Raw genomic sequence first — 17,097 nt, 5'->3', positions numbered from 1 at the left:
TCGATAAAAAAGGCCGCATGATGCGGCCTTTTTGTTGGCTGTAAGATGGTGGTTAGAGCCGGTTTCCCGCCTGTATGGTGCGGCGGATCTTGTTGCTCAGCAGCGGCACTATGTTGTCGGCCAGGGCCTGGAAGCGGCCGAGATCCGGCTTGCAGCCCGGATCCAGATAGCCTTCGCTGCGCAGGGTGTGGATCAGGGTGCTGAACAGCTTCTGGTCGAAGAACTCGGGGGCGTTGATGCCGTGCAGGGTGCCGAGGCGCTCCGCCATCATCAGGCCGTCCGCCTCCAACTGCTCCGCCTCGATATGGGGCTGGGCCAGCACCCGGGTCAGCACGATGGCGTAGCGTTGCAGCGTCTCCTGAATGCTCTCGGCCAGCAGCAGCAGGCGCATCTGGTTGCCCGGATTGACCCAGTAGCCGCCGTCGCGCGCCTCGATCAGCTGCTGGCGTTGCAGCTCGGCCAGCAGGGCATCGACCAGCTCCGGCAGCTCGTCCTCTTGGTAGCGCAGGAACAGCTCCGTCTTGAGCAGCGGGTAGATGTCGATGCAGCGGGCGACGATCTCGCCGCGGGAGATCCCCTCGCAGCGTTCGATCAGGGCCGCCACCAGGGAGGGCAGGGCGAACAGGTGGAGGATGTTGTTGCGGTAGTAGGTCAGCAGGATCGCCTGATAGCGGTCCAGGCTGACTATCTGACCGAGCTTGTCCTCGCTCACCTCGAACTTGTTGAGCTCCATGGCCTGCTCCAGCAGGGTCTTCGCATCCTCACCCGGCAGGGTGCTCTGGGTGCTATAGGGCACCTGCTTGAGCAGGTCAAGATAGGTGTTGAGCTGGGCCTGCAGTTCGTCCCGGGTCAGGGCGTGGCGCTCGGCGGCCAGCAGCGCCAGGGCACTCAGAGTCAGGCCGTTGACGGCGGCGGCATCGTTGATGCGGGTCATCATCAGCTCGGCCAGCTGGTTGACGGTGGGGGCCATCCACTCGGGGCGCTCCTCGCGGCCAATGCTCTCCTTCCAGTGCGGCACGTGCTCGCCGAGGTAGCTGTTGAGGGTCAGCGGCTCGCCGAAGTTGACGAAGCCCCGGCCATAGTTGCGCAGCTTGCGCAGTATGCCGAGCACCTGCAGGAAGCTCTCCTTCTCCTTGCGGCTGCCCTTGAGCTCGTTGTGGTAGGTGTTCACCTCCATCACGTGCTCGTACCCCAGATAGACGGGCACCAGGGTCACCGGCCTGTCCAGCCCGCGCATCATAGCCTGTAGCGTCATGGCTAGCATGCCGGTCTTGGGTGGCAGCAGGCGGCCGGTGCGCGAGCGACCCCCTTCGGTGAAGAACTCCACCGAGTAGCCCTTGGCGAACAGCAGGTTCAGGTATTCACGAAATACCGTGCTGTAGAGCGGGTTGCCCTTGAAGGTGCGACGGATGAAGAAGGCGCCGCCGTGACGGAAGATGGGGCCCGCCGGCCAGAAGTTGAGGTTGATGCCCGCCGCGATATGGGGCGGCACCATGCCTTGGTGATAGATGACGTAGGAGAGCAGCAGGTAGTCCATGTGGCTGCGATGGCAGGGGACGTAGACTATCTCGTGCCCTTCCTGGGCCAGCTGGCGCACCTGCTCGGCACCGTTGACCGAGAGGCCGCGGTAGAGCTTGTTCCAGAGCCAGCCGAGGAAAGTCTCCCCGAGGCGGATCAGCCGGAAGGAGAAGTTGGAGGCGATCTCGTCCATGTAGCCATGGGCGCGCTTCTGCGCCTTCTCCAGGCTAATCCCCTCCCGTCTGGCCTCTTCTTCGATGGCCTGCTGGATCACGCTCGACTCCAGCAACTGCTTGAACAGCAGGTTGCGGTTCGGCAGCTTGGGACCTGTGGCGGCGAGCTGCTGGCGGCTGAAGTGGGTGCGGGCCACCCGCGCCAGCTTGTGGGCGATGGCCTCGTCGGTGCCGTGCTTGTCCGCCATGTAGCGCAATGAGAGCGGCGGGGAGAAGCGCACCAGGTTTTCACGCCCCTTGAGAATCACGATCAGCGCCTTCTTGAGCCGGTTCGGGGCCAGACTGCTGATGATGTTCCAGCCTGAGGCTTCCTCGCCTTCCCGGCCGGGGGCGCGGCCCCAGAACAGGGTGACGGGCACCACCTGGATATCCAGCTCGGGATCCTGCTTGTGCAAGTCCAGCAGCTGGTGGAACTCCTGCAGGAAGGGCAGCGGCTTGTTGCGCGTGCCAAACAGGGGAGGTGGACGATCCAGACAGACGTAGCGCGGCAGCAGCTGGCCACCCAGCTCCAGCGGCGTGAACGGGCCGGGCAGGCCGAGATCCTCACAGCACTGTTGCAGGGTCATCAGGTCGGTGATCGAGCTGGTCTTCAGGGCATAGACGATGGGTCTTGCCGGATCCAGCTTGAGTTCCGTGATGGGATTTTCCGGCAGGCTCTTGTGATTGACCAAGCCACTGACCGGCCATTGCAGGATGGCTCTGGAAATGTTCTGTCCAAGGGACATGTGCGTCTGCTCTCCAAAAAAATGCGGCGTGAGCATAGCAAATCACCGACGGCTTGTCGCCGAGAGGTAGGATGAGTGCCTTTTCAGGATAGAAGGTGCGGGATTTTTGCGACAAGGTGAGGACAAATATCAGCAACGCCTTGCCTTGGCCACAGCACTGTATATACTGCCAGTGTGCTGTATAAAAAGACAGGTGCCTATGCTATGAAACCCCTTACCCCCCGCCAGGCTGAAGTGCTGGAGCTTATCAAGGCGAACATGAGCGAGACCGGCATGCCGCCGACTCGCGCCGAGATCGCCCAGAAGCTTGGCTTCAAGTCGGCCAATGCGGCCGAGGAACATCTGAAGGCCCTGGCCAAGAAAGGGGTCATCGAGATCATGCCCGGCACCTCCCGCGGCATCCGTCTGCTGCTCGAGGAAGAGGAGGCTGCGGCAGAAGAGAGCGGCCTGCCGCTCATCGGCAAGGTGGCCGCCGGTGAGCCCATCCTGGCCCAGGAGCATATCGAGAGCCACTATCAGGTGGATCCCGCCCTGTTCCACCCGCGGGCAGACTTCTTGCTGCGGGTGCAGGGCATGAGCATGAAGAACATCGGCATCATGGACGGGGATCTGCTGGCGGTGCACAAGACCCAGGAGGTGCGCAACGGCCAGGTGGTGGTGGCGCGTCTCGATGAAGACGTCACCGTCAAACGCTTCCAGCGCAAGGGCAGCCAGGTGTGGTTGCTGCCGGAAAACGAAGATCTCTCCCCCATTGAGGTGGATCTCTCCAGCCAGCATCTGACCATCGAAGGGCTGGCGGTCGGGGTGATCCGCAACGCCGACTGGATGTAGGCATCGAACATGCCAAGGGGCCTCCTGCGGGAGGCCTCTTCGTTTTTGCGCTTTTCCCCGCTCCCCTTTTCTCCCCGATCCCCGCCATTGCCACCGCCCAGATTCGCCGCAAACAGTACCGCCACGCATCATGCATTTCGGATATATCCTTTGAGAAGGCCCGCAGTGTCATGGCCGGATAACCGCCATGACCTTGAGTGTACTGCCAGGTCAGCATGGATCGCAGGGATGCATCACCGCTGAGTCGGTGCGGGACAAGAAAGGGAGAGTCGTCAGGCAGTTGGACGACTCAATACAGTCAGTACGCGACGGTGTTCGGTCTGCCTCCTGATGGCGGGAACACTGGTCGGCGTGGCCTGTTGAGCAAGGAGGACAGGTATGGCTTCAAGCTCACCGTGGGATCCGGGTCCGGCTGCACCCCCCGTATCCTCCATCACCCGATTCATCAAGGGCAGTCGGATGACGTGGTTTTATGCGCTCTGGGTGTATCACAAGGGAGATGGCTGGACCATCTGGCTGGGGTGCCCCAAGGACAAGATTGTCCGCCTGGTTCGTCTGTTTCGCCGCCACCACGACATCGGTTTGCCAGATGCACCCTGGACGGCCCCGGTCATCCCGCTGCGCGCCACGATCCGACGCCCCCAGGGGCTGCGCAGACTGCGACCCTGAGCCCGCTCTCCGAACCGTGTGTGAGCCCCACCTGGTGTGGGGCTTTTCTTTATCTTGTGATTATCGGGAGATAGCACCTGTTTCGTCCCTGTAAGGCCCTTTCCGGCCCGGTATCCGGACTCGGGACTAGGCAGAAACGGGGCCGAGCGGGTTACAATAGCCCTTCATTGGCCCCGCCATTCGGCTGGTTGAACTAGCAAGGTTTTGTTTTATATGGTTAAACCACGTTTTTCTCTGCTGTTGTTGCTCTTCGTCGGCAGCATAATGGCGGCCTATTACTGGAGCCAACCCTCCCTGCCTGAGCAGGCGGATTATTATCCGGTAGGACGTGACATCAACCCCTTCACCCTCACGGATGGGGATGGGGAGCCCTTCACTGCCGCCAATCTGGCAGGGCACTGGACCTTCCTGTTCATTGGTTACACCTATTGTCCCGATGTCTGCCCGACCGCCCTGGCGGATCTGCGTTCCATCTACCCGGATCTCAAGAAGATCGAACCCAGCAGCCAGGTGGTCTTCATCTCGGCGGATCCCCAGCGGGATGACAGCGCCCGTCTCAAGAGCTATACCGCCTTCTTCCATCCGGAGTTCAAGGCGGCGACCGGTACCCACCGTGCCCTCTTCCCCCTGGTGCGCAACCTTGGTCTCGTCTATTCCATTGTGGAGAGCGAGCGCAAGGATTACCTCATAGACCACTCGGCCTCGATCGTGCTGATCAATCCCGAGGGGAAGCTGGTGGCCATGTTCCGCCCCAAGGTCGCCCCGGGTGAAGTGGCCCATGTGGATATGCAGACCATGGTCTCCGACTTCGCCCGCATAGTGCGGCTGGCCGCCGAGTGAGTTGCCAGTCTCGATCGTGCTTAGCTTGATGCCGTCCTGGCTCAGGGATCCTCGCCGCCACCGTGCCGTGTTTGCCCTGGCCCTGCCCATGGTGTTCTCCAACGTCACCACCCCCTTGCTCGGCCTGGTGGATACCTGGGTGATCGGTCATCTCGGGCAGGCCTGGTTTCTCGGAGGTGTCTCGGTCGGGGCGACGCTCATCAACCTCCTGTTCTGGCTGCTCGGCTTCCTGCGCATGTCCACTACGGGTCTGACCGCCCAGGCCCAGGGCGCCGCCAGCGCCGAGGGGCAGCTGGACACCCTGGCGCGGGCGCTCGGCCTCGCCGTCGGGCTGGGGCTGGCTCTGCTGTTGCTGGTGCTGCCTTTCTTGCCGGCCATCATAGGGCTCAGCGGGGGATCCCCCGAGGTGCAGGTCTATGCCGGAGACTATGTCTCTGTGCGGATCTGGAGCGCGCCGGCGGCCCTGTGCAACATGGTCATCATGGGCTGGCTGCTGGGCATGCAGGATGCGCGCAGCCCCATGCTGCTGCTGATCCTGAGCAACCTGGTGAACATGGTGCTGGACGCCTGGTTCGTGCTGGGGCTGGGCTGGCAGGTCAGGGGGGTGGCTGCCGCCTCCTTGTTGGCGGACTACTGCTCGCTCGGGGTGGGACTCTGGCTGGTGAGCCGCCGTCTGCGCCATCTCCCGGCCGAGGTGTGGCAGAGCGCCTGGCCGCGCTGGTGGCAATGGCCTGCGGTGCGGCGGCTGCTCGGCCTGAATCGGGACATCTTCATCCGCTCCCTCTGCCTGCAGCTCTGTTTCGCCTTCATGACCTTGCAGGGGGCCAGGTTGGGGGACGTGGCAGTAGCCGCCAATGCGGTGTTGCTCAACTTCCTGATGCTGATCTCCTACGGGCTGGATGGCTTCGCCTACGCGGTGGAAGCCATGGTGGGGCGCGCCATAGGACGGCGGGACAGGCAGGGGCTGCGTGAGGCCATAGTCCTCAACCTGGGTTGGGCCTTGCTGATCGCGATCGCGTTTGCTCTGGGGTTTGCCCTGGGGGGGCGGCTGCTCATCGCCCATATCACCGACATCCCTGCGGTGATCGCCGAGGCGAACCGCCAACTGCCCTGGCTCATCGCCATGCCCTTGCTGGCGGTCTGGTGCTTCCTGCTGGATGGGGTCTTCATCGGGGCCACCCGGGCTCGCGAGATGTGCAACAGCATGCTGGTGGCGGTGTTTGCCGGCTTCTTCCCGATCTGGTGGCTGTGCCAGGAATGGGGCGTGGCGGCCTTGTGGGCCGCCATGGCGGCGCTGATGACAGGGCGGGGCCTAACTCTGGGTTGGCTATGCTGGCAACTGGAACGTGACGGCCGCCTGCTGGGTCAAGGTCGGGAACCCGCCTGACGGGGTCTCATGGTCGGTGCCGTCTCTGAGGGGCACCGCGCCAGCAAAGGCTAGAGGGAGCCCTCATAGCCAAACTGGCGCCAGCTCTCGTAGACGAAAACCGCGACCGCATTGGCCAGATTCATGCTGCGACTCTGAGGCAGCATGGGAATGCGCAGCCGCTGCTCGAACGGCAGGCTCTCGATGATCTCCGCCGGTAATCCGCGGCTCTCCGGCCCGAACAGCAGGGTATCCCCAGGGGCAAACTGCGCCGCCGAGTGAGCGGTGCGTCCCTTGGTGGTGCAGGCGAATACTCGCTTGGGGGCCACGGCCGCGAGAAAGGCCTCATAGCTCGGCCAGCGCTTCACCTCGGCAAACTCGTGATAGTCGAGTCCCGCCCGCTTCACCCGCTTGTCATCCCATGCGAAACCCAGGGGCTCTATCAGGTGCAGCCGATAGCCGGTGTTGGCACAGAGGCGGATGATGTTGCCGGTGTTGGGCGGGATTTCCGGTTGGTAGAGCACGATGTCGAGCATGACGGGATCCTGATGCGGGGCTGGGGTGGTGCGAAACGGGCGCCAGCATACCCAGCGCCCATGCCGATGAAAAGGGGTGGCTCACACCATGGGCAGGCGGATGGTGATGACGAGCCCGGTCGGGTGATTGTTGCTGGCCTTGATGGTGCCGCCATGGCGCTGGATCGCCTCGGCGGCGATGGCGAGACCGAGGCCGGTGCCGCCGGTTTTGGCGTTGCGGGCATCGTCGACCCGGAAGAAGGGCAGGAACAACATGGGTTGCTGCTCCACCGGCACGCCGGGGCCGTCATCCCGTATGGTCATCACCCACTCCCGTCCCTCCCGATACCAGTCCACCTTGATGAACTCGCGGGCATACTTGAGCGCATTGCGCAGCGGGTTCTCCAGGGCTCTCGCCAGCAGTTCCGGCCACATCCTGAGGGTCTCGGTCGGTAGCGGTGGCAGCCTGAGTTGCTTGCCGTTCTGATTGGCCTCGAACATGGCGTCGTCCAGGATGGGCTCCAGCAGCTCCGCCAGCGGCAGTTCCACCGGGGCTTCCACATGCTGCTGAACCCGCGACAGATCCAGCAGGTCCCCGATCAGCTTGTCGAGCCGGGCGATTTCGCTTTCGATCCGGGCCAGCTCCGAGCTGTCCCCCTGCTTGCGGCGGATCAAGGCCTGCGCCAGCTGAATGCGGGTGAGGGGGCTGCGCAGCTCGTGGGAGATGTCGGACAGCAACTGTTTCTGCTTCTGGATCATGCGCTTGAGGGTATCCACCATGTGGCTGACATGATCCGCCAGCTGACCTATCTCGTCCCGCCGCCCCAGGTTGGGGATCCGCGTCTCCAGCTTGCCCTGCGCCAACTGGGAGACCGACTGCTGCAGCTGCAGTATGGGGCGGGTCAGCCGCCAGGCCAGCAGCAGACAGAGCGGGGTGCTGACCAACATGGCGATGCCCAGGATCTGGATGGGGTGATCCAGGATCTGGATAAACAGGAACAGATAGGAATTCTCGACGTTGAGCCCGAAGTAGACGTGATAGGTCTGGCCGTGGTGCTGCATCTGGAAGGGGCCGGCGATGGCCCGCTGGTGTTCGCTACCCAGCATGGGCCTGGCCGGGTCGTCGGCGTCCAGCATGAAGCGGATGACGAACTTGCTCAACTGGGTGGTGGATTGCATCTGGCCCTTGGCATCACGCAGGTAGACGTTGTCCACCGGCAAGAGACCTGCCACCGTGATGGCCTGTTGCAGATCGAAGTCCTGGTTCGGGTCGGCCCCGGCCTGCAGCGCCCGGAGGTTGTTGTTCATCCTGGCCATCTCGTGCTCGGGCAGGGGGATGGTATTGCGGGGATCCAGGGTGGGCAGTATCACCACGGCGGCCAGCACGAGCAGCAGCATGAACCAGAACCAGAGGAAGATCTGGGTGGAGAGGCCATTGAAGGTGCGGGCCGTTCTCATGCCTGCTCCAGCCAGAGGTAGCCTCGCCCGCGTACCGTCTTGAAGCGGGGCTGACCGTCTGCTCGTTCGGGCAGCTTCTTGCGCAGGTTGCTCAGGTGCATGTCGATGGCCCGATCGAAGGGTTCGAGCTTCTTGCCAAGCACCTGTTCGGACAACAGGTTCTTGCTGACGATCTGACCCGGGCTGCGCAGCAGGCACTCCAGCAGGCCGAACTCGGTGGCGGTGAGCTCCAGCAGTTGATCGTCGCAGCGGGCTCGCTGCAGGCCGGGTTGCAGCACCAGATCCATGAAGCGCAGCTCATCGGACGCGCCGCGCTGGGGTGAGGGATGCTGGGTGCGGCGCAAGATGGCGCGCACTCGCGCCAGCAGCTCCCTGTCATCGAAGGGTTTGGCCAGATAGTCATCTGCGCCCGCTTCGAGCCCGTTGACCCTGTCCTGGCTGTCGCCACGGGCAGTCAGCATCAACACCGGGGTGTCGTGGGTCTTGCGCAGCCTGGTCAGCATGGCGAACCCGTTGAGTCTGGGCATCATGACGTCCAGCAGCACCAGATCGAATGCCTGCTCTGCCAGCCGCAGCAGTCCCTCTTCCCCATCCTCGGCGACGGTGACCTCAAATCCTTCCAGGGTCAGGATTTCGGTGAGCAGCTGGGTCAGCTCGAGATCGTCGTCGACCAGGAGTATTTTGTTCATTCGGGGTCACTCCGTTGATTTTGCGCGCCAAACTGACGTTCGGGTCAGGGTATAATAAGTTTTTACGCGTCAGAGGAAAGCCGGTTTTGAGCCATCAACATTATTCCCGCTGGGTCACCCTCGCCAGCACGGCGGCGGTCGTCACCGCCACCCTGCTGATCCTGGGCAAGCTGATCGCCTGGTTGATGACGGACTCTTCCAGCCTGCTGGCGTCCCTCACCGACTCCTTCATGGATGTGAGTGCCTCCATCATCAACCTGCTGGCCATTCGTTACGCGCTGGCGCCAGCCGATGAGGAGCACCGCTTCGGCCACGGCAAGGCGGAGTCCCTGGCGGGTCTGATCCAGTCGGCCTTCATCTCGGGCTCTGCCCTGCTGCTGATGATGCACGGCATCTCGTCGATGCTGAATCAGGTCCCCGTGGTGCGGCTGGAGGCGGGGATCTGGGTCAGTGCCGGCTCCATCCTGCTGACCCTGCTGCTGGTCAGCTTCCAGAGTCTGGTCATTCGCAAGACCAACAGCGTGGCCATCAAGGCCGACATGCTGCACTACCGCTCGGACTTGCTGCTCAATGCCGGCGTGCTGCTGGCGCTGGTGCTGGCGGGGCAGGGGTGGCACTGGGCCGATGGCCTGTTCGCCATCCTGATTGGTCTGTTCCTGGTGTGGGGGGCCGCCCATATTGGCTACGAATCCGTACAGGCCCTGCTCGATCGTCAGTTGCCAGAGGAAGAACAAGCGAGAATAATGGCGCTCTGCTGTGCCGTAGAGGGGGTGCATGGCGTACATGATCTGCGTACCCGCCAATCCGGGCCGACCCGCTTCGTGCAGTTACATCTGGAGCTCGACGATCAGCTCCCCCTGGTCCAGGCCCATCAGATAGCCGACGAGGCTGAACTGGCGGTTCGCCAGTCCTTCGAGCGGATGGAGGTGATCATTCATATGGACCCCATCTCGGTGCTGACAAAAGAACAACAAGGCACTCACCCTGAACAACAGTAGGCTGCAACATGGATGATCTGGTTGCCCAAACGTGGCAAAAAATTCAGCAGGAAGCGCAGAGCATGGCGGCCCAGGAGCCCATGCTGGCCAGCTTCTTTCACTCCACCATTCTCAATCACGGTGATCTGCGCTCGGCTCTGAGTTTTCAGCTCGCCAACAAGCTCGACAGCACCACCATGCCAGCCATCGCTCTGCGCGAGGTGATTGAACTGGCCCTGCGCAGCGAACCCGAGCTGCTGGCCGCAGTGGCGGCCGACATCTGCGCCGTGCAGGACAGGGATCCCGCCGTCGACCTCTTCTCGACGCCGCTGCTCTACCTCAAGGGGTTCCATGCCCTCCAGGGCTACCGGGTTGCCAACTGGCTGTGGCGCCAGGGGCGTCGCTCGCTGGCGCTCTACCTGCAAAACCAGATCTCCGTGGTGTTCGGGGTCGACGTGCACCCGGCCGCGCGGATCGGCAAGGGCATCATGTTTGACCACGCCACCGGCATAGTGGTCGGTGAGACCGCAGTGATCGAGAACGATGTCTCCATCCTGCAGAGCGTGACCCTGGGGGGCACCGGCAAGGAGAGTGGTGACCGCCATCCCAAGATCCGCGAAGGGGTGATGATAGGGGCGGGCGCCAAGGTGCTCGGCAACATCGAAGTGGGGGTCGGCGCCAAGATAGGGGCCGGCAGCGTGGTGATCAACCCGGTGCCGCCCCACACCACGGTCGCCGGTGTGCCCGCCAAGATCGTGGGTCGGCCCGAGTGTGATAAACCCTCCCTGGACATGGATCAGTGTCTCTGATCCCCTGACCGAGGCCGCCGTATGGTCAAGCGCTGGTCAGGCTATCTGATCCTGGGGATGTGGCTGCTCAACCTGCTGCACCTCTATCTGGGATTCTCCCCCTGGCCAGCCGCCGTCGCGGCCTGGACCGCCTCCCTGCTCACCTGGCCCTGGCTGGTGGGAGCCGCCCGTCGTCAGGCGCTGGCGCTCTATGGGGCGGCACTGCTGCTGCTGATCTTCTCCTGGTGGCGTGGCGCCAGCCTCAGCCCCGGGGACTGGCTGCTGCCCAACATCAACATGCTCACCATGTTTGCCGCCGTCAGCACCCTCAACCTCGCCACCTCGGGTCTGCTGACAGGCACCGCCTCCTGGTCCGGTCGCAAGGGGCTGTGGAGCACCATGGCCAGCCTCAATCTGCTCGGTGCCGTCATCAACCTCTCGGTGCTCTTTATCATCGGTGATCGGCTGGAGCGCAATGGTACCCTTGAGCGGCGCCAGGTCATGGTGCTGAGCCGGATCTTCTGCGCCGCGGCCTTCTGGTCCCCCTTCTTTGTCGCCATGGCGGTGGCCCTCACCTATGCACCGGGTCTGCAACTGGGCAGCATATTGCCTTTTGGCATACTGGCAGCCTTGCTGGCCATGGGGCTGACGGCCTGGCAGGTAGAGCGACTCGGCGTGGAGACCTTTGACGGTTATCCGCTGCGGCTGCAGACCCTGGGGTTGCCGGTGACCCTGGCGCTGCTGGTGCTGGTGATCCACCGTTTCTGGCCCGGGCTCAGCATTCTGGCGGTGATCGCCCTGGTGGCCCCCTTGCTGGCGCTGCTCTTCATGCCAAGCCAAGGGAGCGGGGCTGCGCTCAAGCGACAGGTGGTGGAGCGTTTCCCCGCCATCGGCGGCCAGCTGGTGCTGTTTCTCGGGGCTGGCCTGTTGGCTGCCGGCATCAACAGTGCCCTCTCTGTCATCGACTTCGGCGCCGGTCACGGTCTGCCGCTATTCAACCACTTCGGCTGGCTTGAGGCATCCCTCACCCTGCTGCTTATCTTCCTGGTCGCGATCATAGGCGTGCACCCCCTCATCAGCATCTCGGGGATGGCCCCCTTGCTGTGGGCGCTGTCGCCGGATCCCAGCCTGCTCGGCATGTGCTTCCTGCTGGGATGGGGGCTCGCCACCGGCACCAGCCCGCTATCCGGCTCCAACCTGGCGCTGGCCTCCCGCTACAACCTGAGCGCCGGTTTACTGCTGCGCTGGAACCTGCTCTATGGGCTGCTGATGTACGGGGTGGCCTGTCTGCTGATGGGGGGCTTCATCGCCCTGCACGGCTGATGCCAGCGGCGGGAGAGGAGGCGGTTCGCAGGGGGCCGTGACGCCGTGGCGAGCGTCCCGGATCGCGGTTCCTGCCGCCTGCGAGAAAAACCGACGCATATTTAAGCAATACCGGCACGGAGGGCGCATTTTGCAACGCGCTGGCTTGTTTGTGCCGAGCGCATCAGGGTATGCTGGCTTCACGCGCTTGAATCGCCCCCTGTGGGGCATCGCAATTGAACATACAGGTATGCATATGTCACTAGAAGTCCTTGAGCAACTCGAATCCAAAGTACAATCCGCCGTCGACAACATCTCCCTGCTGAAAATGGAGCTGGACGAGCTGAAAGAGCAGAACAACAAGCTGCAAGACGAGAACCATCAGCTGCGCAACGAACACGTTGCCTGGCAAGAGCGTCTGCGCGCCCTGCTGGGCAAGATGGACCAGATGGGCGATGCCATCTGATCCCGTCTTGACTGACTGGAATGAAAGCGGGCCGCTCCTTGAGCGGCCCGCTTGTTTTGGCAGGGGAGGGATCACAGGGCCAGCAACTGCTTGACCGTCTTCTCGATGCCGTCGGCGGCCTCGACGATGTTCTGTGCCAGCATGTAGGCCGGAGTCGAGATCACCTTGCGTTCCTGATCCACCACGAACTCGCTGACCGGGCAGTTGAGATGGCTGCCCCCCATGGCCTCGATGGCATTGGCGGCGCCCTCGTCATGGCCTATGGTGGCCAGGGTGCCGGCGCCATAGATGAGGGGTATCATGGCCGGCGCTATGCAGATATAGGCTGCCGGTTTACGGGCTTCGGCAAAGCTTTGGCAGGCTTTCAGCACATCGGGCTGGATCTGGCAGTTGGCGCCCTGAACGGCGAAGTCGCACAGATTCTTGGCGGCGCCAAAGCCGCCGGGCACCAGCAAGGCATCGAAATCGGCCGCATCCAGCTCGGCCACATTCCTGATCTGGCCGCGGCAGATGCGGGCAGCCTCGACCAGGACGTTGCGGCTCTCCCCCTCGCTCACCTCGCCGGTCAGGTGGTTGATGACGTGCAATTGAGGCACGTCGGGCGCGAAGCACTGGACGGTGGCGCCCTGACGGGCCAGTGCCAGCAGGCTGATGACGGCTTCATGGATCTCGGCGCCATCAAACACGCCACAGCCACTCAAGATCACGGCCACTTTTTTCATGGCAGACTCCTCGTTGTTGAAAATGTGAGCCAGGGTAGATTGTTGTACTTTTGTATGGTTATCGTTCGGCCTCCACTGGTCAAGTCATCTTGCTGTGCTAGGATTGTTTCGTTTTGGATCCTGCCTCGTTGACCCCCTTGAATTTTTTTCCACATTGATCGAGATCATGATGAAGGCATCATGGTTTGTTTTTACGATCTCAACATGCTGTTTTATATGCTGTTTTTGTTTTTAATTCACAGCTTTGTCACCCTGGTGCAGCCATGAGCCCATTTTTGAGCACAGAGTTATCCACAGGTAGTGGGGCCGTTCGTGGCACGTATGAGAGGGGGTCAGCCCCTTGGTGTGCCGCGGGCCCTGTGGCATCCTAGCGACTGTTTATTCCTGGCAGGACGATTTCATGGCCCCTAGCAATCCCCTTATCTTGGTCGACGGCTCTTCATATCTTTACCGCGCCTTCTTCGCCTCCCAGCAGGCCGATCTGCGCACATCGACTGGTTTGCCAAGCGGCGCCGTCCGGGTGATGGCCAACATGATGCGCAGCCTGCGCAAGCAATACCCTGACTGTCATGTGGCCGTGGTGTTCGACGCCAAGGGCAAGACGTTCCGTGACGACATCTACCCCGAGTACAAGGCGACCCGCGCCAGCATGCCAGACGATCTGCGCAGCCAGGTTGCCCCCATTCACCAGATGATCAAGGCGATGGGCTTCCCCTTCCTGATGGTCGAAGGGGTCGAGGCCGACGACGTGATCGGCACGCTCGCCCGCCAGGCGACCGAGAAGCAACTGCCCGTGCTCATCAGCACAGGCGACAAGGACATGGCGCAGCTGGTCTCCGACCATGTCACCCTGATCGACACCATGAAGGATGTGAAGACCGATCGGGAAGGGGTGATCGAGAAGTTCGGCGTGCCCCCCGAGCTCATCATCGACTACCTGGCCCTGATGGGGGACAAGGTGGACAACATTCCCGGCATGGCAGGGGTGGGCGAGAAGACGGCCCAGGCGCTGTTGCAGGGGATAGGCAGCATCGATCAGATCGCCGCCAACCTCGACAAGGTCGCCGCCCTGGGCTTTCGTGGCGCCAAGACGTTTGCCGACAAATTCCGCGAGCAGGAGGATCAGGTTCGCCTCTCCTACCAGCTGGCGACCATCAAGACCGACGTCGAGCTGGAGCAGAGCCTCGAAGAGCTGTTGCTGGGCCCGATCGACAAGGAGTCCCTGCTGGCGGTCTACCGGGAGTACGAGCTGCGCAACCTGATCAAGGAGCTGGAGTCCGGTGGCGAAGAGAGCGCCGGGCAGGAAGGAGCAGCTGATGACGCTGCTGCCCCCGCTGCCGCCATCGAGACCAACTACAGCTGCATTCTGGAGGAGGCCGAGTTCGACGGCTGGCTGGCACAGTTGCAGGCTGCACCACTGTTTGCCTTCGACACCGAAACCACCAGTCTCGACTATATGGAGGCGCGAGTGGTCGGCGTGTCGTTCGCCATCGAACCGGGCAAGGCGGCCTATGTTCCCTTCGGCCACGACTATCTGGGGGCGCCAACCCAGCTGACCGAACAGCAGGTTCTGGGCAAGCTCAAGCCGCTGCTGGAAGATCCGGCCCGCCTCAAGGTGGGGCAGAACCTCAAGTACGATCGCAACGTGCTGCAGAACCACGGCATTGATCTGCAGGGCATCGCCTTCGACACCATGCTCGAATCCTATGTGCTCAACTCCACCGCCAGCCGCCACGACATGGACTCCCTGGCCAGCAAGTACCTCGGGGTCGAGACCATCTCCTTCGAGGATATCGCTGGCAAGGGGGCCAAGCAGCTCACCTTCAACCAGATCGAACTGGAGCAGGCCGCGCCCTATGCGGCGGAAGATGCCGACATCACCCTGCGTCTGCACCAGACCCTGTGGGGCGAGTTGAGCAAACAGCCTGAGCTTGCCAAAGTGTTCACCGAGATCGAACTGCCCCTGCTGCCGGTGCTGGCACGGATGGAGCTGCTCGGTACCACCATAGATCCCAAGTTGCTGCACCAGCAGAGTCAGGAGATCGAAGTACGTCTGGCGGAGCTGGAGCGGCAGTCGCACGAGCTGGCCGGGCAGGAGTTCAACCTTTCCTCACCCAAGCAGCTCGGCGAGATCCTGTTCGTCAAGCTGGGGCTGCCGATCCTCAAGAAGACCCCCAAGGGCGCCCCGTCCACCGCCGAAGAGGTGCTGGCGGAATTGGCGGAGACCTATGATCTGCCGCGCCTCCTGATGGAGCACCGTGGACTGGCCAAGCTCAAGTCCACCTATACCGACAAGCTGCCGCTGATGATCAAGCCCCAGACCGGGCGGGTACATACCTCCTACCATCAGGCGGTGGCGGCGACCGGCCGGCTCTCCTCCACCGATCCCAACCTGCAGAACATCCCGGTGCGCAACGAGCAGGGACGCAGGATCCGGCAGGCCTTCATTCCTAGCGCCGGTTACAAGCTGGTGGCGGCGGATTACTCCCAGATCGAGCTGCGCATCATGGCGCACCTCTCCGGTGACCAAGGCTTGCTGACCGCCTTTGCCGAGGGCAAGGACATCCACAAGGCGACTGCCGCCGAGGTATTCGGTGTGGCGCTCGAGGCGGTGACCACCGACATGCGCCGCAGCGCCAAGGCGATCAACTTCGGCCTCATCTATGGCATGAGTGCCTTCGGTCTGGCCAAGCAGCTGGGGATCGGCCGTGCCGAGGCGCAGAAGTACATGGATCTCTACTTCGAACGCTACCCGGGCGTGCTGGAGTACATGGAGCGCACCCGCCAGCAGGCGGAAGCCCAGGGTTATGTCGAGACCCTGTTTGGTCGCCGCCTCTACCTACCGGACATCAAGTCCCGCAACGCCGGTCTGCGCAAGGCGGCGGAGCGGGCGGCGATCAACGCCCCGATGCAGGGCACGGCCGCCGACATCATCAAGCGCGCCATGATCGCCGTCGATGGCTGGATCCGGGGCATTACCGATGGCTCCATCCACATGCTGATGCAGGTTCACGATGAACTTGTGTTCGAGATCCGCGAGGAGAAGCTGGAGGAGTACATAGCGCTCATCAAGGAGAAGATGTCGGCGGCGGCCGAGCTGCACGTGCCGCTGGTGGTGGAAGCCGGGACTGGCGACAGCTGGGATCAGGCCCACTGATCCTGACCACAGCGATTGGCTAGCTATATAAGCAGAGAAGCCCGGCGCATGCCGGGCTTCTTGTTTTCGTTCTCTGTCTGCCTCAAGCCTCTTGCAGATACTCATCCTTGAGCAGGACATAGTTGTCGGCCGAGGTCTTCAGAAAGGCAATCTCTGCCGGCTTGAGCGGCCGTGCCTGCTTGACCGGGTTCCCCATATAGAGGAAGCCGGATGCGAGCCGCTTGCCCGGTGGCACCAGAGAGCCGGCGCCTATCATCACATCATCCTCGACGACCACCCCATCCAGCAGTATGACCCCCATGCCGACCAACACCCGGTTGCCTATGGTGCAACCGTGCAGCATGGCCTTGTGGCCCACGGTGACGTCTTCCCCGATCAGCAGGGGATAACCGTCGGGATTCGCGGCGCTCCTGCGGCTGAGGTGCAGAACAGTGCCGTCCTGTACATTGCTGCGGGCGCCGATGCGAATGTGGTTCACGTCCCCCCGTGCCGCCACCAGGGGCCAGATGCTGGCATCGTCGCCGAGCACTATGTCTCCCACCAGGGTGGCGCAGGGGTCCACATATACTCGTTTGCCCAGTTGTGGGCGTTTTCCTTTATAGGGTCTCAGTCGCAAGTCCATCTCGGCCTCCTCAATTTTCTGGCCATTCTAGCAATCCCGGGCTTGTTTCTGTGGATAAGTTTGTACAAAAGCTGTGGTTGGCTATGAATAACTAGAGAAAGGCCTATTTTTGAAGATTTATTGCCACTTTTTGCAAAAATGGGCTTGCCAGAAAGTTTCAGCCCCCTATAATGCGCCTCCATCGACAGGGCAAGCGGCAACGCAAACAACCCCGTCGAT

The 17,097-nt window shown here is 62.4% G+C and carries 16 protein-coding genes; 9 read left to right on the top strand and 7 right to left on the bottom strand.

Features of this window, described 5'->3' with window-relative positions; all coding sequences use genetic code 11:
* Positions 1 to 52: 52 nt before the first annotated feature.
* Positions 53 to 2,476: a glycerol-3-phosphate 1-O-acyltransferase PlsB gene (plsB, locus tag PG898_RS18675; protein WP_270824827.1), complete on the bottom strand. Its 2,424-nt coding sequence runs from the start codon at positions 2,474 to 2,476 to the stop codon at positions 53 to 55.
* 204 nt (positions 2,477 to 2,680) lie between these two features.
* On the opposite strand from plsB, the gene lexA reads away from it, so the two are divergent.
* From lexA to PG898_RS18655, 4 genes are all read left to right on the top strand, one after another.
* A complete protein-coding gene (lexA, locus tag PG898_RS18670) occupies positions 2,681 to 3,307 on the top strand; it encodes a transcriptional repressor LexA (RefSeq protein ID WP_005331106.1) in 627 nt (208 codons plus the stop codon).
* A 459-nt stretch (positions 3,308 to 3,766) separates the two neighbouring features.
* Complete coding sequence (locus PG898_RS18665; protein ID WP_005331107.1) at positions 3,767 to 3,976, top strand: hypothetical protein; 210 nt, start codon at positions 3,767 to 3,769, stop codon at positions 3,974 to 3,976.
* Positions 3,977 to 4,189: 213 nt separating this feature from the next.
* Positions 4,190 to 4,816: an SCO family protein gene (locus tag PG898_RS18660; RefSeq protein ID WP_005331108.1), complete on the top strand. Its 627-nt coding sequence runs from the start codon at positions 4,190 to 4,192 to the stop codon at positions 4,814 to 4,816.
* Positions 4,817 to 4,844: 28 nt separating this feature from the next.
* Positions 4,845 to 6,203: an MATE family efflux transporter gene (locus PG898_RS18655; protein ID WP_270824826.1), complete on the top strand. Its 1,359-nt coding sequence runs from the start codon at positions 4,845 to 4,847 to the stop codon at positions 6,201 to 6,203.
* Between the two features lie 50 nt (positions 6,204 to 6,253).
* Here the strand turns inward: PG898_RS18655 and trmL are convergent, their stop codons facing one another.
* The 3 genes from trmL to PG898_RS18640 form a co-directional block, all read right to left on the bottom strand.
* Entirely contained in the window at positions 6,254 to 6,718 is a 465-nt protein-coding gene (trmL, locus tag PG898_RS18650; protein ID WP_005331110.1) for a tRNA (uridine(34)/cytosine(34)/5-carboxymethylaminomethyluridine(34)-2'-O)-methyltransferase TrmL, read from the bottom strand.
* A gap of 81 nt (positions 6,719 to 6,799) precedes the next feature.
* Complete coding sequence (locus PG898_RS18645; protein ID WP_171272991.1) at positions 6,800 to 8,155, bottom strand: ATP-binding protein; 1,356 nt, start codon at positions 8,153 to 8,155, stop codon at positions 6,800 to 6,802.
* Positions 8,152 to 8,844, bottom strand: a complete 693-nt coding sequence (locus PG898_RS18640; RefSeq protein ID WP_043132614.1) for a response regulator — start codon at positions 8,842 to 8,844, stop codon at positions 8,152 to 8,154. The genes PG898_RS18645 and PG898_RS18640 overlap by 4 nt, the downstream gene beginning before the upstream one ends.
* A gap of 86 nt (positions 8,845 to 8,930) precedes the next feature.
* Here PG898_RS18640 and fieF point away from each other — a divergent pair, with 86 nt between their 5' ends.
* The 4 genes from fieF (at position 8,931) to PG898_RS18620 (ending at position 12,377) form a co-directional block, all read left to right on the top strand.
* A complete protein-coding gene (gene fieF, locus PG898_RS18635) occupies positions 8,931 to 9,842 on the top strand; it encodes a cation efflux pump FieF (RefSeq protein ID WP_043132612.1) in 912 nt (303 codons plus the stop codon).
* A gap of 8 nt (positions 9,843 to 9,850) precedes the next feature.
* Positions 9,851 to 10,630 carry a serine O-acetyltransferase gene (gene cysE / locus PG898_RS18630; RefSeq protein WP_005331115.1) on the top strand — a complete coding sequence of 260 codons (780 nt, stop codon included), beginning with the start codon at positions 9,851 to 9,853 and terminating at the stop codon, positions 10,628 to 10,630.
* A 21-nt stretch (positions 10,631 to 10,651) separates the two neighbouring features.
* The gene (locus PG898_RS18625; protein ID WP_226170971.1) at positions 10,652 to 11,932 is read left to right on the top strand and encodes a hypothetical protein; all 1,281 of its coding nucleotides are present in this window, start codon (positions 10,652 to 10,654) and stop codon (positions 11,930 to 11,932) included.
* A gap of 235 nt (positions 11,933 to 12,167) precedes the next feature.
* Entirely contained in the window at positions 12,168 to 12,377 is a 210-nt protein-coding gene (locus PG898_RS18620) for a cell division protein ZapB (RefSeq protein ID WP_025325277.1), read from the top strand.
* Positions 12,378 to 12,448: 71 nt separating this feature from the next.
* On the opposite strand, the gene elbB is transcribed toward PG898_RS18620, so the two are convergent.
* Entirely contained in the window at positions 12,449 to 13,099 is a 651-nt protein-coding gene (gene elbB, locus PG898_RS18615; protein WP_226170973.1) for an isoprenoid biosynthesis glyoxalase ElbB, read from the bottom strand.
* A 400-nt stretch (positions 13,100 to 13,499) separates the two neighbouring features.
* On the opposite strand from elbB, the gene polA reads away from it, so the two are divergent.
* Complete coding sequence (gene polA / locus PG898_RS18610) at positions 13,500 to 16,256, top strand: DNA polymerase I (RefSeq protein WP_270824825.1); 2,757 nt, start codon at positions 13,500 to 13,502, stop codon at positions 16,254 to 16,256.
* 82 nt (positions 16,257 to 16,338) lie between these two features.
* Here polA and PG898_RS18605 read toward each other — a convergent pair whose 3' ends face one another.
* Positions 16,339 to 16,878: a gamma carbonic anhydrase family protein gene (locus tag PG898_RS18605; RefSeq protein WP_270824824.1), complete on the bottom strand. Its 540-nt coding sequence runs from the start codon at positions 16,876 to 16,878 to the stop codon at positions 16,339 to 16,341.
* The coding region (locus PG898_RS18600) for a hypothetical protein (protein WP_270824823.1) at positions 16,863 to 17,097 on the bottom strand (235 nt) is incomplete at its 5' end. The genes PG898_RS18600 and PG898_RS18605, both read right to left, overlap by 16 nt.

This window comes from Aeromonas sp. QDB31 (assembly GCF_027707605.1).
In the GTDB taxonomy this organism is placed as follows: Bacteria; Pseudomonadota; Gammaproteobacteria; order Enterobacterales; family Aeromonadaceae; genus Aeromonas; species Aeromonas media.
Note: the sequence above shows the minus strand (reverse complement) of the source record. Positions and strands in the feature narration are given on the sequence as shown.

Excerpts from the sequence above, each read along its gene's own strand:
- plsB (WP_270824827.1), bottom strand. The coding sequence starts at position 2,476 with ATGTCCCTTGGACAGAACATTTCCAGAGCCATCCTGCAATGGCCGGTC.
- lexA (WP_005331106.1), top strand. The coding sequence starts at position 2,681 with ATGAAACCCCTTACCCCCCGCCAGGCTGAAGTGCTGGAGCTTATCAAG.
- PG898_RS18665 (WP_005331107.1), top strand. The coding sequence starts at position 3,767 with ATGACGTGGTTTTATGCGCTCTGGGTGTATCACAAGGGAGATGGCTGG.
- PG898_RS18660 (WP_005331108.1), top strand. The coding sequence starts at position 4,190 with ATGGTTAAACCACGTTTTTCTCTGCTGTTGTTGCTCTTCGTCGGCAGC.
- PG898_RS18655 (WP_270824826.1), top strand. The coding sequence starts at position 4,845 with ATGCCGTCCTGGCTCAGGGATCCTCGCCGCCACCGTGCCGTGTTTGCC.
- trmL (WP_005331110.1), bottom strand. The coding sequence starts at position 6,718 with ATGCTCGACATCGTGCTCTACCAACCGGAAATCCCGCCCAACACCGGC.
- PG898_RS18645 (WP_171272991.1), bottom strand. The coding sequence starts at position 8,155 with ATGAGAACGGCCCGCACCTTCAATGGCCTCTCCACCCAGATCTTCCTC.
- PG898_RS18640 (WP_043132614.1), bottom strand. The coding sequence starts at position 8,844 with ATGAACAAAATACTCCTGGTCGACGACGATCTCGAGCTGACCCAGCTG.
- cysE (WP_005331115.1), top strand. The coding sequence starts at position 9,851 with ATGGATGATCTGGTTGCCCAAACGTGGCAAAAAATTCAGCAGGAAGCG.
- PG898_RS18625 (WP_226170971.1), top strand. The coding sequence starts at position 10,652 with ATGGTCAAGCGCTGGTCAGGCTATCTGATCCTGGGGATGTGGCTGCTC.
- PG898_RS18620 (WP_025325277.1), top strand. The coding sequence starts at position 12,168 with ATGTCACTAGAAGTCCTTGAGCAACTCGAATCCAAAGTACAATCCGCC.
- elbB (WP_226170973.1), bottom strand. The coding sequence starts at position 13,099 with ATGAAAAAAGTGGCCGTGATCTTGAGTGGCTGTGGCGTGTTTGATGGC.
- polA (WP_270824825.1), top strand. The coding sequence starts at position 13,500 with ATGGCCCCTAGCAATCCCCTTATCTTGGTCGACGGCTCTTCATATCTT.
- PG898_RS18605 (WP_270824824.1), bottom strand. The coding sequence starts at position 16,878 with ATGGACTTGCGACTGAGACCCTATAAAGGAAAACGCCCACAACTGGGC.